The 16436-nt window shown below is 66.4% G+C and carries 14 protein-coding genes; 2 read left to right on the forward strand and 12 right to left on the reverse strand.

All coding sequences use genetic code 11. The annotated features are described in order from the left end of the window. From FJY73_04250 to FJY73_04285, 8 genes are all read right to left on the reverse strand, one after another. Positions 1-1372 (reverse strand): hypothetical protein (locus FJY73_04250; protein ID MBM3319867.1); only part of this gene is annotated, 1372 nt, incomplete at its 3' end. A 595-nt stretch (positions 1373-1967) separates the two neighbouring features. Then, complete coding sequence (locus FJY73_04255; GenBank protein MBM3319868.1) at positions 1968-2279, reverse strand: hypothetical protein; 312 nt, start codon at positions 2277-2279, stop codon at positions 1968-1970. A gap of 326 nt (positions 2280-2605) precedes the next feature. Continuing rightward, the gene (locus FJY73_04260; GenBank protein MBM3319869.1) at positions 2606-4720 is read right to left on the reverse strand and encodes a T9SS type A sorting domain-containing protein; all 2115 of its coding nucleotides are present in this window, start codon (positions 4718-4720) and stop codon (positions 2606-2608) included. Between the two features lie 197 nt (positions 4721-4917). Next, positions 4918-5592, reverse strand: a complete 675-nt coding sequence (locus tag FJY73_04265) for a DedA family protein (GenBank protein ID MBM3319870.1) — start codon at positions 5590-5592, stop codon at positions 4918-4920. Between the two features lie 519 nt (positions 5593-6111). Beyond that, positions 6112-6315 (reverse strand): sulfur carrier protein ThiS, encoded by a 204-nt coding sequence (gene thiS, locus FJY73_04270; protein MBM3319871.1) that lies wholly within the window; start codon positions 6313-6315, stop codon positions 6112-6114. Continuing rightward, positions 6308-7423, reverse strand: a complete 1116-nt coding sequence (gene thiH, locus FJY73_04275; protein MBM3319872.1) for a 2-iminoacetate synthase ThiH — start codon at positions 7421-7423, stop codon at positions 6308-6310. Before thiH ends, thiS begins: the two co-directional genes overlap by 8 nt. Further along, on the reverse strand, positions 7420-8205 hold the full coding sequence (locus FJY73_04280; GenBank protein ID MBM3319873.1) for a thiazole synthase: 786 nt from the start codon (positions 8203-8205) through the stop codon (positions 7420-7422). The genes thiH and FJY73_04280 overlap by 4 nt, the downstream gene beginning before the upstream one ends. Before the next feature lie 59 nt (positions 8206-8264). After that, positions 8265-8567, reverse strand: coding sequence for a GIY-YIG nuclease family protein (locus FJY73_04285; GenBank protein ID MBM3319874.1), 303 nt, complete (start codon positions 8565-8567; stop codon positions 8265-8267). Positions 8568-8643: 76 nt separating this feature from the next. Here FJY73_04285 and FJY73_04290 point away from each other — a divergent pair, with 76 nt between their 5' ends. Together FJY73_04290 and mtgA are read left to right on the forward strand one after the other, a co-directional pair. Next, a complete protein-coding gene (locus tag FJY73_04290; GenBank protein ID MBM3319875.1) occupies positions 8644-9276 on the forward strand; it encodes a thiamine phosphate synthase in 633 nt (210 codons plus the stop codon). After that, positions 9273-10037 (forward strand): monofunctional biosynthetic peptidoglycan transglycosylase, encoded by a 765-nt coding sequence (gene mtgA / locus FJY73_04295; protein MBM3319876.1) that lies wholly within the window; start codon positions 9273-9275, stop codon positions 10035-10037. The genes FJY73_04290 and mtgA overlap by 4 nt, the downstream gene beginning before the upstream one ends. A 92-nt stretch (positions 10038-10129) precedes the next feature. Here the strand turns inward: mtgA and FJY73_04300 are convergent, their stop codons facing one another. The 4 genes from FJY73_04300 to FJY73_04315 form a co-directional block, all read right to left on the reverse strand. Then, positions 10130-11281 (reverse strand): acyl-CoA dehydrogenase, encoded by a 1152-nt coding sequence (locus FJY73_04300; GenBank protein ID MBM3319877.1) that lies wholly within the window; start codon positions 11279-11281, stop codon positions 10130-10132. A gap of 102 nt (positions 11282-11383) precedes the next feature. Then, the gene (locus FJY73_04305; GenBank protein ID MBM3319878.1) at positions 11384-12109 is read right to left on the reverse strand and encodes a metallophosphoesterase family protein; all 726 of its coding nucleotides are present in this window, start codon (positions 12107-12109) and stop codon (positions 11384-11386) included. Positions 12110-12143: 34 nt separating this feature from the next. Then, positions 12144-14669 (reverse strand): TIGR03960 family B12-binding radical SAM protein, encoded by a 2526-nt coding sequence (locus FJY73_04310; GenBank protein MBM3319879.1) that lies wholly within the window; start codon positions 14667-14669, stop codon positions 12144-12146. A gap of 11 nt (positions 14670-14680) precedes the next feature. After that, positions 14681-16303: a radical SAM protein gene (locus FJY73_04315; GenBank protein MBM3319880.1), complete on the reverse strand. Its 1623-nt coding sequence runs from the start codon at positions 16301-16303 to the stop codon at positions 14681-14683. Between the last annotated feature and the right edge of the window lie 133 nt (positions 16304-16436).

Genomic DNA, 16436 nt, shown 5'->3' on the forward strand with positions numbered 1-16436 from the left:
CCCGAACGATCCCACCGCCCCCCTCAAACATCAGGGCTCCGCCCGGGTAGCGAATCGTGTCGCCGGGTGCGCATCCGTTCCAGGAGAATACGTTGTTCTCGATCGTCGGGGACGTCTGGTGAGATACAAATACCGCGCCGCCTCGCGGGGGGCCAGTACCGCCACCCGTCGTGCACTTGTTGTTCCGGAAGAGGTTGTTCACGATGTTCGGTGATCCGAAAGTCCGCATCGCCCCTCCGTGACGACCTCGGTTGTGCTGGAAGATGCAATCCCTGACCGTGACCGAGCCGGTCACGGCCTTCGTGCAGAGCATTCCGCCTGCCCCGAAGGCCTGCCCTTCGAAGATCGCCTCTGAATACCCGTGCTGGAAGGTGAAGCCTCGGATCTCGACCGCAACCAGCGAGGCATCGATCGCAGAGGTATCACAGACCAACGCGCAGGCGTGGGGGGTCAACGTGTCCTTCCCCACGAAAGTATACCCCGCTCCTGCCACGCCAAGGACCACGATGCTGTCCTTGTCGACAGAGAAGGTTGTCACGCACGCGCGATACTTCGGAGGAGGTCCCGCGGAAGTCATCTCATAGGGACGAGTGATGAGCGTGTCATAGGTCCCCGGATTCACACAGACCGTATCTCCTGCCGCGGCGCTGTCGATGCACGCCTGGATCTGATTGCAGTCGCAGTCCGTCCCGATGTCGCCGTTATCGTTGACCACCCAGACTCGCCCGGTCGCAGGCTTCTCGGCGACATACGTGCAGCAAGGAAGAGAATCGCACTCGTTGGCCGGAGAGTCAGGGGCCTCGCTTCCGCTCTCGCTCTCGTCGTCGTCTCCGTCCCCTTCGTCCTGCTCCCCTGACACACAGACGACCGCTCCCTCGAAGCCTGCGAACGTCCCCTCCGCGAACTCCGTGTTCTGCCAGCCGCACATCGTGGAGTCCCAGGCGAGCGGCGCGCATTCTCCGCCCGCGGTCGCCACGAACCGGAGCCGCGCCACCTCCGCCGGCAGATGCAACGGCTGGCTGAACGAGAAGTCGTACGGTTGGAGAAGAAGGAACCCGACGTCATCCTCGAGGATGGCGAAATCGGTCCACGCAACCGGCGTCACGAAGACCGCGCTCGCCGAGTCTTCGAGCCAGTCGAGAACCCCGCTCGTGTCCCCGACCGTGATGCCGAAACCGAACAAGGAATCGCTGCTCCCCGTGATCCAGATCCGAACGAGAACGGTGTCGCCCGGTTCCACCTCTAAGGTGTCCGGTCCGTTCGTCGCGTTGGAATCGAGGTCCGCGACGATCGACGGATCGGCGAGGGCCACGGTGAAGGTGAGTCCGAGGAGGAGAGCGACGCAGGCGAGGGGTGGCGGGAGCAGGCGCATCGAGAGTCCCCTTCCGGCTCGTGGACCGGAGCGTGAGACGAGAGCCACCCACGCCGGGTCGATGCAGGGACGGGTTTCCACGGTGGGCGAGCAGCTCGGCTTTCTGTTCTCAGGATAGCCGCGGCTTCTTGAAGCGTCGATAGGGGGCGTGGCCAAGTCTGTCAAGCGCCTGGTAGCAGGTTCGAGTCCCTCCCAGGGTGCCGGTTGGTACGCAGGCTCTAACCGATTGGTATTGCTGAGGTTACGAGAGGGGGTTCAAGCTGGCTCCCCAGCTTGTCACTTCCGCGAACTCTCGGGCCAGTCGCTAAGTGACAAGGTTCCCGGCGGTTCCTGCACCCCGAAATGGCGCTCTCTGCGGGGGACCAGAGACCAACCGCCTGCGCAACTGCTTCCGGGCCTCACGTTGGCCCGCCGGGCCTCAGAAACCCGCACCCGCAAGTCGGGTGCAGAACTGTGAGAAACAGCGGCGTGCGCAGGACGGAACCGGGCGGAGATCTCGCTGGCCACACTCCTCACAACACGCGGCTCCAGTCACGGACCCCACCATGGAAAGCAGAAACGCGCGCGGCAGGGCCGATCCGAAACCTCCAGGGTTTCAGCGCGGACGGAATTTGTAGGACCGACAGGGGAGACGAAGCAGCGCGGATCCATCACCCGGGCTGGGAACTCTCATGCCAGACACCTCCTCGTCGAGGCCGCCTGGCATCACCGCCATCGGCCCACGATCAGCCTCCCGCTCCGCCGGCGGCGCGAAGGACAACCCACTCGAGTCCTCGCCCTCGCCGATCGCGCCCACGTTCGCCTCCACCAACGCTTCGTGCGTCTCACCCTCCGAGGTAAGCCGACCCAGAAAGCGGTCGTCGCCGTCGCACGAGAACTCGCCGGGTTCCTCTGGGTCGTCCTCCACCCCGAAGGAATCCAGGCCCAACGACGCACGCACGAGGAAGGAGTCTAAGCAAGAGTGAGGCGGAGGATGATCGGCACGATCCGGAGAACGTGCGGGTTCGGTATGCGACCCGGGAAGATCCCTTCCCCAACTCGCGCGGCTAGAGAGCACTCTCTCCCGACGGAGTCCAGTCATGCGGATAGGCCCGGGACGCCGGCGCAACCCGCGAAGATCCGCGTGACTCGTCGTCGAAGCGCCCGATCATCCCCGCCCTCTCCTCCATACAAGAAGAAACGGCCACCTCCCCCCACAGAGAGGTGGCCGCGCTTGACAACGGTCGTGCCATATCACCGCAGATGAACGGTCTTCGTCGTGAGGGTCTTTCCGTCCGTTTTCAAGCGGATGAAGTAGACGCCGGCCGCCGCTTGTTCGCCGGAGGACGACGTTCCATTCCACATCCTCTCGTGCGGGCCCGCGAGAAGCGTCCCCGAGGCGAGCGTCGCGACCCTCCGGCCCGAAGGATCGTAGACCGCGAGATCGACCTCCGTCCGCTGATCGAGACGGAAGGAGATGCGCGCGCCCGAGGCGAAGGGGTTCGGGTTGACCTTCAGCGCGCGAAGGGACGCTTCGGCGCCGGCGCCGGTCCCCTCGTCGACCGCGCTGATCGCGATCGGCGCGCGCCAGACTCCGCTCCCCCAAAGACCCGCGAACAGATTCTCGCTTCCGGCCGCGAGCGCCCGAACCGCGTACCACTCCCCGAGACCGGCGTGCTCGTCGCTCCACGTCCCTCCGGTGTCCGCCGACGCGTGGAGCGTCCCCCAACCGCCCGCGAGAAGCCGATCCCCGACCGAGAGAAGAGACCAGACCGTCATGTCCCACGGTCCGCACGAGTCCCAACTCGCGGCCGCCTCGTTCCATTTGTACACGCCCTTCGACTCGGTTCCGAGGAAGAGCGTTCCCGCATGCTCCGCCATCGAGCGCGGGTGAAGATCGGGAAGCCCCGCGCTGATTGAGGTCCAAACCGTCTGCCCGTCCGGAAGCTTGTAGACGCCGTTGTCCCAGACCGCCGCGTAGAGCGTCGCTCCGACGCGCGCGAGCCCCGAGACGTTCCCGTTCGGAAGACCGGTGCCGACCTCGTTCCACGAAGTTCCTCCGTTCGCCGAGGAGTACACCTTTCCCCCATACGTCCCCGCGATCAACGCGGAGCCCGAGGCGATCATCGAGAAGACGCCGTTCCCCTGAAGGCCGGACCCGCTCCATGTCTGTCCTTGATTCGTCGTCTTGAAGACGCCGTTCCACGTCCCGGCGTACACCCCCTCCGCGTCCCGCGCCAACACCCACACCCAGATATTGCCGAGCCCTTCGATGGAGCGATCCCAGTTGTCTCCCTGATCGCTCGAGAACGAAACGCCCCCGCCTTCGGTCCCCGCGTACACATCCTCCCCGTCGGCCAGGAGAGCGATAATCGGCGCGCCGGTCATCCCATCCGTCTCGGCGGTCCACGTGTCGGTCGACGGATCGAGCCGGAAGACGCCCGCGCCCCATGTTCCCGCGAACGGCGAGAGCCCGAGCTTCCCCATCTTCCGCACATCCCCGTTCCAGAGACCGTCGTTCACCTCTTCCCACGCCCAGACGCCCGGATTCCACCGCCACACGCCGCCTCCCATGAGCCCGGCGTAGAGCGTGCGGTCCACCTCGACGACCGCGTCCACGTTGTCGTCGTAGAGACCGTCGTTCATCGCGACCCACGCGCTGTCCCCGCAATCGAGATGGTAGACGCCCCCCTCGTGCGTCGAGAGAAGGAGCGCGTCCGCGGTCGCGGCGATCGACTGCATGCCGAGCGTCGAGTAGAGCCCTTCGTTCCATGCGCTCCACGCGCCGCTCTCCGGATCGAAGCGATAGACGCCGCTGTCGCCGAGACGCGCGTAGAGAACCGTTCCGCGAAGGGCGAGCGTCTGCACCCACTCGGAAGGGAGGCCGTCGCTCATGAGCGTCCAGGAAGCGCCTCCGTCGTCGGAGCGCGCCACGCCGAACTGCCCGCCCGCATAGACCGTCTCTCCGTAGCGGCAGACCGCGAGCCCGAGAACGATCGGGTAGCTTTCGTCCGGAATCGATCCGGTCGTGTACCAGGTCTCTCCGTCATCGTCGGAGCGCGCAACGCCCCCGCCCCACGTCCCCGCGTAGACCGCCGCCTCCCCCGCGGCGAGAGAGCCGACGCTGTAGTTGCAGCAAGGCCACGGGAACTCCACGGAGATCCACGTCTCGCCTCCGTCGGTCGATCGATAGAGACCGCCGCTTTCGGTCCCGACGAGCAGGGCGCCGCGCGAGGTCGCGGCGATGCAGGTCACGATGGCCCCCTCGGGGCCTTCGGTGAACGTCCAATCGTAGGCGGCCTTTCCCGGCGAGGCGAGCAGGAACGAAGCGACGAGAACTGCGGCGACAAGCGAAATCAATCGGCGCATGGAGGGATCCTCCTTCCGTTCAAGCGGGACGCTCGTCGGAGCGTATCCCCGGCGGGCGGCTCGCGTCTCCTAATCGGAGAACGGCGATGGACATGCGGCTTCGGCCGGCGCGGACGCTGCAGGATTGCTGAATGATTGTATCACGGAACGCCGGCCGTTTCAATGATCGAGGAATCCGAAAAGACGGACGGATCCCGTCAGGGTCGTTCCCCCGGTGGCTCCGGCGCCGCGCTCCGGCGCCGGCTCCGAACCCACTCGATCACGATCGGGAGAACGGAGATCGCGACGATCGCGACGATCACGTAATGAAAATGAGTCTTCACGATCGGAAGGTCGGCGAAGTAATGTCCCCCGAGAACGAACACGAGCACCCACGTGATCGCTCCGGTCACGTTGTACATGGCGAACCGCGGGTAGCTCATCTTGCCGATCCCCGCGACGAACGGAGCGAACGTCCGAATGATCGGCACGAAGCGCGCGAGAAAGATCGTCTTCCCGCCGTGCTTCTCGTAGAACGCATGCGCCTGATCCAGGTGTTTCTTGTTGAAGAGACGCGAGCGCTCCTTGTGAAACACCTTCGGACCGACGAAGTGACCGATCGAGTAGTTGACCGCGTCCCCAAGAATCGCCGCGACGATGAGAAGCGCGGCGACCAAGTGGACTTCAATCGGGGAGCCGGGCCGCGCGGAAAGCGCCCCGATCGCGAAGAGGAGCGAATCGCCGGGAAGAAAGGGGGTCACGACGAGCCCCGTTTCGAAGAAGATGATCGCGAAAAGGAGCACATACAGCCACGGTCCCAGGACTCCGGCCCAATGATTCAAGTGTTGATCGATATGCAAGAAGATGTCGATCACCGTCTGAAGGAAATCCATCTCCTCTCCTCTCACACGAGCGGAAGTCCGCCCGCCGGCACGGCGCAATCAGTTCGCGGATCCCACCCATCCGACGACGCCACCACGCGCGGGTGGCGGCCACGGGCGCCTGCTCGCGCGCAGGCCACCAAGTGCGTAGGCGCGACTGGCCGGAGCGCGAGCGGGCTGTGGCCGACACGACCGAGCCGGGGCTCCCCGTCGCGAAGAGCGACGGGGTGGCGAGGAAGCTCCTTCGCGCATGCGGCGCGAAGGAGTGACCCGCCGTCCGACGACAGAAGACGCAACCACGGCGGGTGGCGATGGTGGGAACGGAGAGCCCCGGAGCCGGGGGTGAGGCTCGCTTGCTCAAACATGCCGCGCGCGGCGCGCGGCAACTCGCCGCTCTGCCTCCCCCCCGTCTCCGGAGCAAGACAAACCTGGGCGCCTGGGACCAGCCGTCCGACATCGCCACCACGGCGGGTGACCGCGGCGGGCAGCCGGTTTTACTCACGTGCTGCGATCGCTTGGGGGGTTCGCCGGCTACCCGCCCGCCATTGGCGTGGCGATCTCGATCCGGTCGCCGGGGAGGACCATCGTCTCCTGATAGAGCTCCCGCGGGACCGGCTCCCCGTTCCGCTCGACGATCGCCCATCGGGATCGAATCCCCATCTCCTCGAGAAGGAGAGGGAGGGAGATCGGACCGTCGAGCGCCCGCGCTTCTCCGTTCACGACAATTTCACCCATGAAGCGCCTCCTCCCAGTCCTTCCAAACCGGATCGAGCCCGAGAGCGGCGAGACGCTCGGCGACCTCGGCCGGGCTTCGCGTGTCCTCGACCATGAATTGCTTCTCCGCGTCGTCCGGGCGGCCGTAGCCTCCCGGCTCGGTGCGCGAACCCGCGCTCATCTGCGTGATGCCGATGCGCGCGAGCCCGTCCCTCATGCCGGGACCCTCGCGCGTCGAAAGAACGAGCCCCGCGTCCGGAAGGATCAGCCGGAGCGCCGCGACCATGCGGGCGAGCTCCCGATCGGAGACCGGAAACGGCGGCGCGAAGTGGCTCGCCGCCTCTCGGATCCTCGGGAAGCTGATCGATACATGCGTTCTCCAATACTGCTTCAAGAGCCAGCGCGCGTGCGCGGCGAGACGTATCGTTTCCATCCGCCAGTCCGCGAGGCCGAGAAGCGCTCCGATCCCGACCCGGCGGATTCCCGCCTCCGCGGCGCGGCTCGGCGCCCCCAGACGCCAATCGAAACGCTTCTTGGGTCCGTGCGTGTGGTAGCGGGCGTAGAGCTCGCGATCGTACGTCTCCTGGTAGAGCGTGACGCCGTCGATCCCCGCCTCGATCAGCCTTCGATACCCCCCGACATCCAGCGGCTCCACCTCGATCGCGACGGAGGGGACAAGGGAACGCGCGAGGCGCACCGCCGCATCGAGGTACTCGAGATCGACGTTCTTCGGGTGCTCGCCCGTCACGAGAAGCAGGTGCCGGAATCCCTGCCTCGCGAGGAAACGGATCTCCGCCTCGATCTCCGCAAGGCCGAGCGTGGCGCGGCGGACGTCGATGTCCCTCCGGAACCCGCAGTAGGTGCAGACGTTCACGCACTCGTTCGAGAGGTAGACGGGCGCGTAAAGAAGGATCGTGCGGCCGAAACGCTGCGCGGTGAGCTGCGCGGAGGCGGCGGCGATCTCCTCGAGCAGGCGGTCCGCGGCGGGAGAAAGAAGAATCGCCAAATCCTTGAGGTCTCGACCTTCTTTCGCGAGGACGGCGCGCACTGCCGGCTCGTCCGCGCGGTCGGCGCGATCGAGAAGATCCCCCGCCGGGATCGACTCCAACGTACGGGCAAGGTCGTTCATGGTCTCCCGAGAAAACCGGTGAGGGGAGAGGACGCTTCCGCCCGGTCCTTCTCCGAGGGAACGCCCGCTCGAAACGCCCTTCTTCCCGCCTCCACACCGAGGCGGAACGCTTCCGCCATCGCGACCGGGTCTTCCGCGGTGGCGATCGCCGTGTTGACGAGCACCGCATCCGCTCCCATCTCGAGCGCGGCGGCCGCGTGCGAAGGGGCGCCGAGCCCCGCGTCTACGACAACCGGGACGGTCGCCTCCTCGACGATGAGACGGATCGCATCGCCGGTCCGGAGCCCGCGGTTGGACCCGATCGGCGAGCCGAGCGGCATGACTGTCGCAGTGCCGGCTTCGGCCAAGCGGCGAGCGAGCACCGGATCCGCGTGGATATACGGGAGGACGACGAAACCCTCCTTGACGAGCACTTCCGCCGCCTTCAGCGTCTCCACCGGGTCGGGCAGAAGGTGCATCGGGTGCGGCGTCACCTCAAGCTTGATCCAGTCCGAGAGGCCCCCGGCGCGAGAAAGACGGGCGAGCCGAATCGCCTCCTCGGCGTCGCGCGCGCCCGACGTGTTCGGAAGGATGAGAACGCGCGACGGGTCAAGGTAGTCGAGGATGTTCCCCGACGCGGCCCCCTTCTCCGCGCGGCGGAGCGAGACGGTGACGATCTCGGAGCCGCTCGCCTCCACCGCCTTCGCCATGCACTCGAGCGAAGGGAACTTCCCCGTCCCAACGAGAAGACGGGAGCGGAAGGAGCGTCCGGCGATGACGAGGAGATCGGTCGCGTCGGCCAAGCGGGTTTCCCCTTTCACCCTACATCCCGCTCTCAGTATAGAAACCGCGACCAGCGGTGTCAAACGGACGTCCGGGCCCGCCGAATCTTCGCCTCGTGCATCCGGCGCTGCTCGATGAGAAGGATCTTCTCTGCACGCGTGAGGCGTTTGATCGCCCGTTCGCGGCGAAGCGCCTCGCCGCGCGTAAGACCGCTCTTTCGGAAGCGAAGCACAACCGGAAGACGCCCGCGGGTGTAGCGGGCGCCGCGCCCCGCGTTGTGCGCCGCGATTCGATCGGCGACGGAAAGGGCCACGCCGGTATAGAGAGTCGCGTCGGCACACTCGACGATGTAGACCGACCACGAGGTCTTCTTGCGTTTCATCGCGCTCATTCTAGCCGGACACCCCTCGTTGGCAACGGCGAAGTCGTCCGCTATGATCGGCCCTCGAGAGGTGCGCATGAATACCCTTGCATGTCCGTTCCGTCTTCTCTTCGTCGGGAGCAGCGCCTCCTGCGGCGCCGATCGGCTGCTGGACATCCTCGAGGCGGCCCTTCGAGGGGGCGTCGACGCGTTTCTCCTTCGGGAGAAATCGATGCCGGGCGGGCCGCTCCTCTCGCTCGCCCGGGAGGCGAGGAAGAGGACCGCGCGCGCGGGAGCCCTCTTCTTCGTCTCCGACCGAATCGACGTGGCCCTCGCCTCCGGCGCGGATGGCGTTCAGCTTCCCGAGAACTCTTTCACACCCGAAGAGACTCGGCGGCTCCTCGGACCCGAGGGGCGGATCGGGCGAAGCGTTCACGATCCGGCCGGAGCGCGCGAGGCGGAGAGGCGGGGCGCGGATTTCGTGCTCGCGGGGCCTGTCTTCGCGACCCCGGGGAAGGAGCGTCTTCTCGGGGTTCGCGGGGCGGCCGAGCTCCGAGCGGCCCTCGGCATTCCAGCGATCCCGATCGGCGGCATCGACGAGGCGCGCGTTCCCGAGATCCGCCGGGCCGGGTTCCGCGCGATCGCGGTCGTTCGGGCGATCGCCTCCGCGGCTGATCCCGAAGCGGCCGCGCGGCGCCTTCGCGCGCTCCTCGAGGCGCATCTCTCGTGAAACGGAAGAACCGTTCCTCCCGCGGATCCCGGGCTGAGGATCGGCGCTCCCGGCGGCGGATCTTCCTCTACGCGGTATTTCTCGCGATCGCGGCGACCTTCCTCTCCCCCATCGGCTACCTCACACTCTTCTCGCCCGATGTGGAGAGCCTCCGCTCCGAGAACCCGCAATCGACGGCGCTTCAGAAGGAGCGAGCGGACGAGGCGATCCGCGCCGGGCGTCCGTTTCGAAAGGAACAGCGATGGGTCCCGCTCCGTCAGATCAGCCCGCATCTCGTGAACGCGGTGATCGTGAACGAGGACGCGACCTTCTACGAACATCGAGGATTCGATGTTCATGAACTCAAGGAATCGATCCGGAAGAACTGGAGGGAGAAGCGCTTCGCCCGCGGGGCGAGCACGATCACCCAGCAGCTCGCGAAGAACCTCTACTTCGGGAGCGAAAAGAGCCTCCGGCGAAAGGCTCTCGAGGCGGTCACGACGGTCCGGCTCGAACGGACGCTCACGAAAGACCGCATCCTCGAGCTCTACCTCAACGTGATCGAGTGGGGACCGGGCGTTTACGGCGCCGAAGCGGCCGCCCGCCATTCCTTCGGCCTCTCCGCGAGCGATCTCACACCGCGGCAGGCGGCGCTTCTGGCGAGCGCCATCCCCTCGCCTCGCCGTATGAACCCCGCCGACCCCGGGCCCTATCTCCGGAAGCGCGCCGAGATCACGCTCGAGCGGATGCGCGCCCGCGGCATGCTCCCTCGGGAGCCGTGAAGGAATTCGGGACCTGATACCCTATTTCCGGGCCATGAGTCGACTGTTGGGAATGCTCCCTGCGGGGAAATAGGGTATCGGGTACCGAATTCCTACTCCCAGCCGAAGTCGCCCTTCAGGAGCTGGCGAGCGATGATGATCCTCTGGATCTCGCTCGTCCCCTCGCCGATCGTGCACGCCTTCGCGTCGCGCATGTAACGCTCGACCGCATAGTCCTTGGTGTACCCGTAGCCCCCGTGAATCTGAACCGCGTCGAGCGTCGCCTTCATCGCGAGCTCGGAGCAGAAGAGCTTGGCCATCGCCGCCGCGGTCATGATGTCCTTCTTCTCGTCCCGGAGGCGCGCCGCCGTGTACGTGAGATGCTTCCCGCACGCGATCCCCGTCCCCATGTCGGCGAGCATGTGCTGCACCGCCTGGAAGTTCGCGATCGGCTGTCCGAACTGCTCTCTTTGCTGGGAGTACTTCAGCGCCTCCTCGAACGCTCCCTCCGCGATGCCGAGCGAGAGAGCCGCGATCGAGATCCGTCCCCCCGCGAGCTGCTTCATCGCCTGGGCGAACCCCTGGCCCCGCTCGCCGAGGACATTCTCCTTCGGCACGCGAACGTCCTCGAAGATCACCTCGCTCGTGTCCGAGGCGCGCCATCCCATCTTGTCTTCCTTCTTCCCCGCCTTCAGCCCCTTCATCCCCTTCTCGAGAGCGAACATCGTGATCCCCTTCGTCCCCTTCTCCGGATCGGTTCGGGCGAGCACGACGAAGACATCCGCCACCGATCCGTTCGTGATGAAGACCTTCGTTCCGTTGAGGACGAAATGATCCCCCTTGTCGACGGCGCTCGACTCGATCGCCTTCGCGTCGGAGCCGGCGTTCGGCTCGGTCAGGCAGTACGCGGCGAGCTTCTCCCCCCGCGCGCACGGTGTGATGTACTTCCGCTTTTGTTCCTCGTTTCCGAAATCCCAAATCGGCGAGAGGGAGTTCGACGTGTGCGTGAGGAGCGTGAGCGCGTGGGAGGCGTCGACCTTCGCGAGCTCCTCGACGACGAGCGCGTAGCTCATGTAATCAAGTCCCGCGCCTCCGTACTCCTCCGGGAAGGGGATTCCCATCAAGCCGAGCTCGCCGAGCTTGCGGATCGTCTCGTGCGGGAACGCCCCGCTCCGATCGATCTCCGCAGCGATCGGCGCGATCTCCTTCCGCGCGAAATCCCGAACCATGTTCCGAATCGCCCGATGTTCTTCGGTGAGATACATGTCGGTCCGTCTCCGGGTGAGGGGCCTCGAGCAACCGCGGGGCCGAGTTCCAGATCGGCGTCCCGTTCTCTTGTCTTCCATTCGAGCGAAAGGCCCGGCCGGTCAAACGCCGAGCCGAAGCCTCGTGGCCAGCATCTCGGGAAGACCCGCCTTCAAGATCTTCGCCGACGCGGCGGCGACGTCATACACTTCGCGACGGAGCTTCAGTTTCCTCTCGGAGGTGTCGTAGATCCCGAACGACAAGCGCGGATCGTTGTCCCTCGGCTGGCCGACGGATCCCACGTTGATGATGTAGCGTCCGTCCCTCGGGAAAGGAACGGAGCCCTCGGGGATGCGCACCCCCCGCGCCCCCCCCTCGCGAAAGAACATGGGGAGGTGCGAGTGCCCGATGAAGCAGATCTCGTCGGGAAACGCGAGGAACGCCTCCTCGGCGATCGATTGGTTCACGATGTAGTGCCATTCTTCCCGCTCGTTCGGCGAGGCATGCACGGCGTAGAAATCGACGGTCCGGTAGTCCATCGGAAGCGTGCGGAGGTATTCGCCGTTCGCCGGCGCGAGCGTCTCGCCCGTCCAGAGCGCGGAGCGCCGTGCGTGGGTGTTGAAGGTCTCGATAGAGGTCGTCCCGATCGCGGCGGCGTCGTGGTTCCCGAGGAGGACATGCGCGCAGCGCGCGCGCACGCGCTCAACGCATTCGTTCGGATTCGCTCCGTATCCGACGATGTCCCCCAGACAGAGAACCTCGTCCGCATTCTCCTCGTCGATGCATCGGAGAGCGGTCTCGAGAGCCTCGAGGTTCCCGTGGATGTCGGAGAGAATCGCGAGGATCATCGAAGACTCCCGGAATCCGCGTGTATGCGCCAGATTACCGGATGCCTCCCTCCGCTGCAATCCCGTTGTCGGCTTCTTTTTCGAGAAGGCGGAATCGCTTCCGGGAAACGACGAAGGCGCGCGCGCTCCTCGGGTCCTCGGCGAGATGCCGGAGGACTTCCGCCGCGCGGCCCTTTCCGTCGGTCCGAAGGACCAGCAGGCGGCCGTCCCGTAAGAGATCGACGGAAAGAATCCCCTCGCGAAGGTTCACGCTTCGCGTCTTCCCCTTCGTGGTCTTCTCGCCGAGAACAACGTCCGCGCGCGTGAACCGATCGATCGCCTCGCGGAGAACGTCCGCGTCGAGATCGGGCGGGAGGACCGCCTCGTACTCGAGCGCTCTCTCCGTCGCGTCCGGCGCGGCGTCGCGGAGAGAGAGGGTCTTCCCGGCGAAGACGCGAACCCCCTCCGGCAGCTCCCCGTTCAACGCGGCCTCTGCGTCCTCGATAGCAACCGGCGCGCGGAAGAAGAGGTCGATCGGCTCTTCCATCCCCGCGTACCCGACCGGAAGCGCCGGCCCGAACGCGACGCGCACCTGCGGGTGAAATCCTTGCGTGTAGGCGATCGGAAGGCCGCTCCGGCGAAGCGCCATTCGAAAGAGACGGACGACCTCGAGGTGCGAGAGGAACCGAAGCGCGCCCTGCTTCGTGTAGCGAAAACGAAGACGCGCACGAGCCTCGGGGGGCGGCGGAACGACCGGCTCCTCGGCGGCCGGCGCGTTCTTCTCCCCGATCCGCTCCCGAACGACATGAAGTCGGTCTCCGCACGCGCGACAGACGCGGCATTCCTCCCGGCAGAACGGCGTCGCGCGCCCCCGCATTGCCCGCTCCCTTTCGCGGAGGAGGAACTTCTTCGAAAGCCCGCTATCGAGAGAATCCCAAGGGAGGCTCTCGTACGGATGGCGCTCCCGAAGATAGGAATCGGGATCGACCCCGGTTCTTTCGAACGCGCGAAGCCACCTCTCGTACGAGAAGACCTCGCGCCACTCGTCGAAGCGCGCGCCGGCTCGAAAGACCTCCTCCAGAACGGGCGCGACCCTCCGATCGCCGCGGGAGAGAACCCCTTCGATGCGGGTCTGGCGCGTGTCGTGACACTTGAGCGTTAAAGCGCGCGTCCTCGGGAGTCGTTCTCGAATCCTCGCCTGTCGTCTTTCGATCTCCTCTACGGATAGCTGCGCTTCCCACTGGAACGGCGTGTGCGGCTTCGGCACGAGGCTCGACACGCTCACGTTCAAGCGGAATCCCCTCGGCGCCCCCTTTCTCCCGGCTCGCCACACTTCGGAGACGAGTGAGGCGACCGCGTCCACGTCCTCGTCCTCCTCGGCGGGGAGCCCGATCAGGAAGTAGAGCTTGAGAAGATCCCAGCCGCTTCGGACCGCCCGCTCCGCCGTTCGAATCACGTCGTCGCGCGCGATCCCCTTGTTGACGAGCCGGAGCATCCTCTCCGAACCGGCCTCGGGCGCGATCGTGAAACCGGTCTTTCGATAGCGGGAGATCTCGCGGACCATCTCGCTCGTGAGGGTGCACGCGCGAAGCGAGGGGAGCGAGATCCCGGCCTGATCGTTCGCGAGGGCGCGGTTCAGCGCGCGGAGCATCGGGAGGATCTCCGCGTGATCCCCCGTCGAGAGCGAGGCGAGGGAGATGTCGTCGTGGCCGGTGCTCCGGAGCGCGCGGCAGGCCGACTCGACGACGTCGCGCGCGGACCGCTCGCGAAGCGGGCGGTAGATCATCCCCGCCTGGCAGAAGCGGCACCCGACCCCGCACCCCCTGGCGATCTCCGCGTACACGCGGTCGTGAACCGGTTGGACGGCGGGGACGAGCGGCGTGAGCGGCGGCGGAAACACCGCGAGGTCCGCCACCGCGAGACGGCGAGGAGCGGCGCGCCCGGAACGCCCCGCGCGCGAGGGAACGTAGACGCCGTCGACCGCATCGAGACGATCGAGAAGGCTCTCCTTCCTCCCGTCCCCCTCTCTCTTCCACCGGCGCACCGCCTCGTCGATCGCGAGCACCCCCTCCTCCCCATCGCCGAGAAGGAAGAGATCGAAGAAAGGCGCGAGCGGTTCCGGGTTCAGCGCGCACGGGCCGCCCCCGACGACGAGGGGAAGGGGCTCTTCCCGCTCCTCCGCGCGGAGGCGGACCCCTGAGAGATCGATCGCGGCGAGAACATTCGTGTAGGAGAGCTCATGCTGAAGCGTGATGCCGAAGAGATCGAACTCGCGAACCGGCCGGAACGATTCAGATGAGAAGAGCGGGATTCCGCTTCTCCGCATCTCCTCCTCCATGTCGATCCAGGGAAGGAAGGCGCGCTCTGCGGCCGAACCTTTGCGGCAATTGATCAAATGATAAAGAATCTCGAGCCCGTGATGCGGATAGCCGACCTCGGCGACGTCCGGGAAGAGAAGTGCCCACGACACCTCCGCCTCGTCGATCCGCGGGCGGTATCCGTTCCGGACGGGCGGCAGATAGCGGCTCGGCTTCTCGATGTGCGGCAGGATCGCTTCGAGCGCGTCTTGCACGGAACGCACGATCTCCCTCCTCACGGCTGATCCGCGGCGGTTCGTTCCCATTCCCGGCGGTTCGCCTCGTCCCGGCGGCTCGTCGCCTCTCCCTCCCACGGCGCCCTCGATTCGGGCGATCGATCTTCGAAGAGAAGCGCGTCAAGATCGATCCCCGCCTCGCGCACCGCCCGATTCCAGCGCTCGCCGTCCGCTAGTCGGAGAAGGAAGGGGGCGATCTCCTTTCCCCCGAGGGCGAGAATCGCTTCGATGTAGACCTCGCGGAGATCGGGCGCTTTGACCCGAAAACCGGCGAGACGACGCCTTTCCCGCGCGAGTGCCGTCTTCATCTCTTCAGGTCTCAACATCCGGCTCCACTGGAAAGGGGTCCGGGGTTTTGGGACGAAGGGGTGGAGCGAGATCGACACCGTTCCCGTCCTCGCGCCGGCGGAGCGGAATCGGGCGCGGATCGCTTGCGCGAGACGAAGAATCCCCTCGCGGTCCTCCTCCGTCTCGCGGGGGAGCCCGAGCATGAAATAGATGCGAAGGTTTCGGAAGCCGGCCCGTCCCGCCCGCTCGACGCCGGAGAGGATCGCCTCGTCGCTCGCGTTCTTGCCGATCCGCGCGCGGAGAGCAGGGGTCCCCGCCTCGGGAGCGATCGTGAGCGTGCGAAGCCCGCTCCGCCGGAGCGCATCCAGGACCGGATCGGTGAGCTGGTCGACGCGCACCGAGGAAGCGGTGACCAGCCATCCACGCCGGAGGAGGCCGGCGGCGATCGCCTCCGCTTCCCAATGATCGAAAAGGGCCGCCGTCACGAGCCCGATCGCGCGGGCCGGCTCGCGACCGAGCCTCTCATCCTCCTCGCGGAAGCGGTCGGCGAGAGCGAAGACGACGTCGGCGGGGACCTGGCGAAACCTCGGGAACGCGGCGCCGACGGTGCAGAAGCGGCAGCGGCGCGGACAGCCGCGCGAGATCTCGACGAGAAGGGTGCTTGCGAACTCCGCGCGCGGAGAGAGAATGCGCGAGACGGCCGGATCGGAGGCGATCGCCTCGTAACTTCGCCGCGGAAGATCTCCGCTTCTCCCGTGGACGGCCGGAACGTAAGCCCCCTCGATGCGCGCCGCCCGCTCCAGATGCGCCCTTCGCGGCAGGCGGAGATCCTGGAGACGAAGATCGAGGTACTCGAGGACGATCTCCTCGCCGTCCCCCAGAAGGAAGACGTCGACGAACGGCCGGAGAGGTTCGGGGTTCAAGTAGGTACACGCCCCCCCGACGACGACGATCGGATGGCGGTCCTCCCTCTCCTCGCGCCGAAGAGGAACGCGCGCGGCCAGGAGCATGCGGAGAAAGTTCACATAGTCGTTCTCGAACGAGATCGAGAACGCGAGAACGTGCGCCCCGCCGGCGGGCCGGCTGCTCTCCAGGGTTCGAAGCGGACCGGAATCCTCCTCCGGAAGAAAGACCCGCTCGGCGGCGAACCGGCCGCTCCGGCGCATCCGTCCGAGGATCGTCTGGAAGCCGAGGTTCGACATGCCGACCGAGTAACGGTTCGGATAGGCGAGCGCGACCTCGAGCTCTCCGGATCGGGGCCGGACGCCGTCGTAGAGGGTCTCTCCCCGAAGCAGGGCGGCCCGGTCCTCGATCGCAGTCTTCCGTCTCTCCATCACGCTTCCGCTTCCGCCCGCCGATTCTCGTCGTGGGGATACGCCGCCCGGAAGGGGCGGGAAGATTCAAGATCGGGGAGAATTCGCCGTACGGGCGATGCCCGTTCTCCTTATCTTATGGTCGTGCGAACGG

Source organism: Candidatus Eisenbacteria bacterium (assembly GCA_016867715.1).
Lineage (GTDB): Bacteria > Orphanbacterota > Orphanbacteria > Orphanbacterales > Orphanbacteraceae > VGIW01.

Bases quoted from the DNA above. Each gene is read 5' to 3' on its own strand.
- FJY73_04260 (MBM3319869.1), bottom strand. From the start codon at position 4,720: ATGCGCCGATTGATTTCGCTTGTCGCCGCAGTTCTCGTCGCTTCGTTC.
- FJY73_04265 (MBM3319870.1), bottom strand. From the start codon at position 5,592: ATGGATTTCCTTCAGACGGTGATCGACATCTTCTTGCATATCGATCAA.
- thiS (MBM3319871.1), bottom strand. From the start codon at position 6,315: ATGGGTGAAATTGTCGTGAACGGAGAAGCGCGGGCGCTCGACGGTCCG.
- thiH (MBM3319872.1), bottom strand. From the start codon at position 7,423: ATGAACGACCTTGCCCGTACGTTGGAGTCGATCCCGGCGGGGGATCTT.
- FJY73_04285 (MBM3319874.1), bottom strand. From the start codon at position 8,567: ATGAAACGCAAGAAGACCTCGTGGTCGGTCTACATCGTCGAGTGTGCC.
- FJY73_04290 (MBM3319875.1), top strand. From the start codon at position 8,644: ATGAATACCCTTGCATGTCCGTTCCGTCTTCTCTTCGTCGGGAGCAGC.
- FJY73_04300 (MBM3319877.1), bottom strand. From the start codon at position 11,281: ATGTATCTCACCGAAGAACATCGGGCGATTCGGAACATGGTTCGGGAT.
- FJY73_04305 (MBM3319878.1), bottom strand. From the start codon at position 12,109: ATGATCCTCGCGATTCTCTCCGACATCCACGGGAACCTCGAGGCTCTC.
- FJY73_04315 (MBM3319880.1), bottom strand. From the start codon at position 16,303: ATGGAGAGACGGAAGACTGCGATCGAGGACCGGGCCGCCCTGCTTCGG.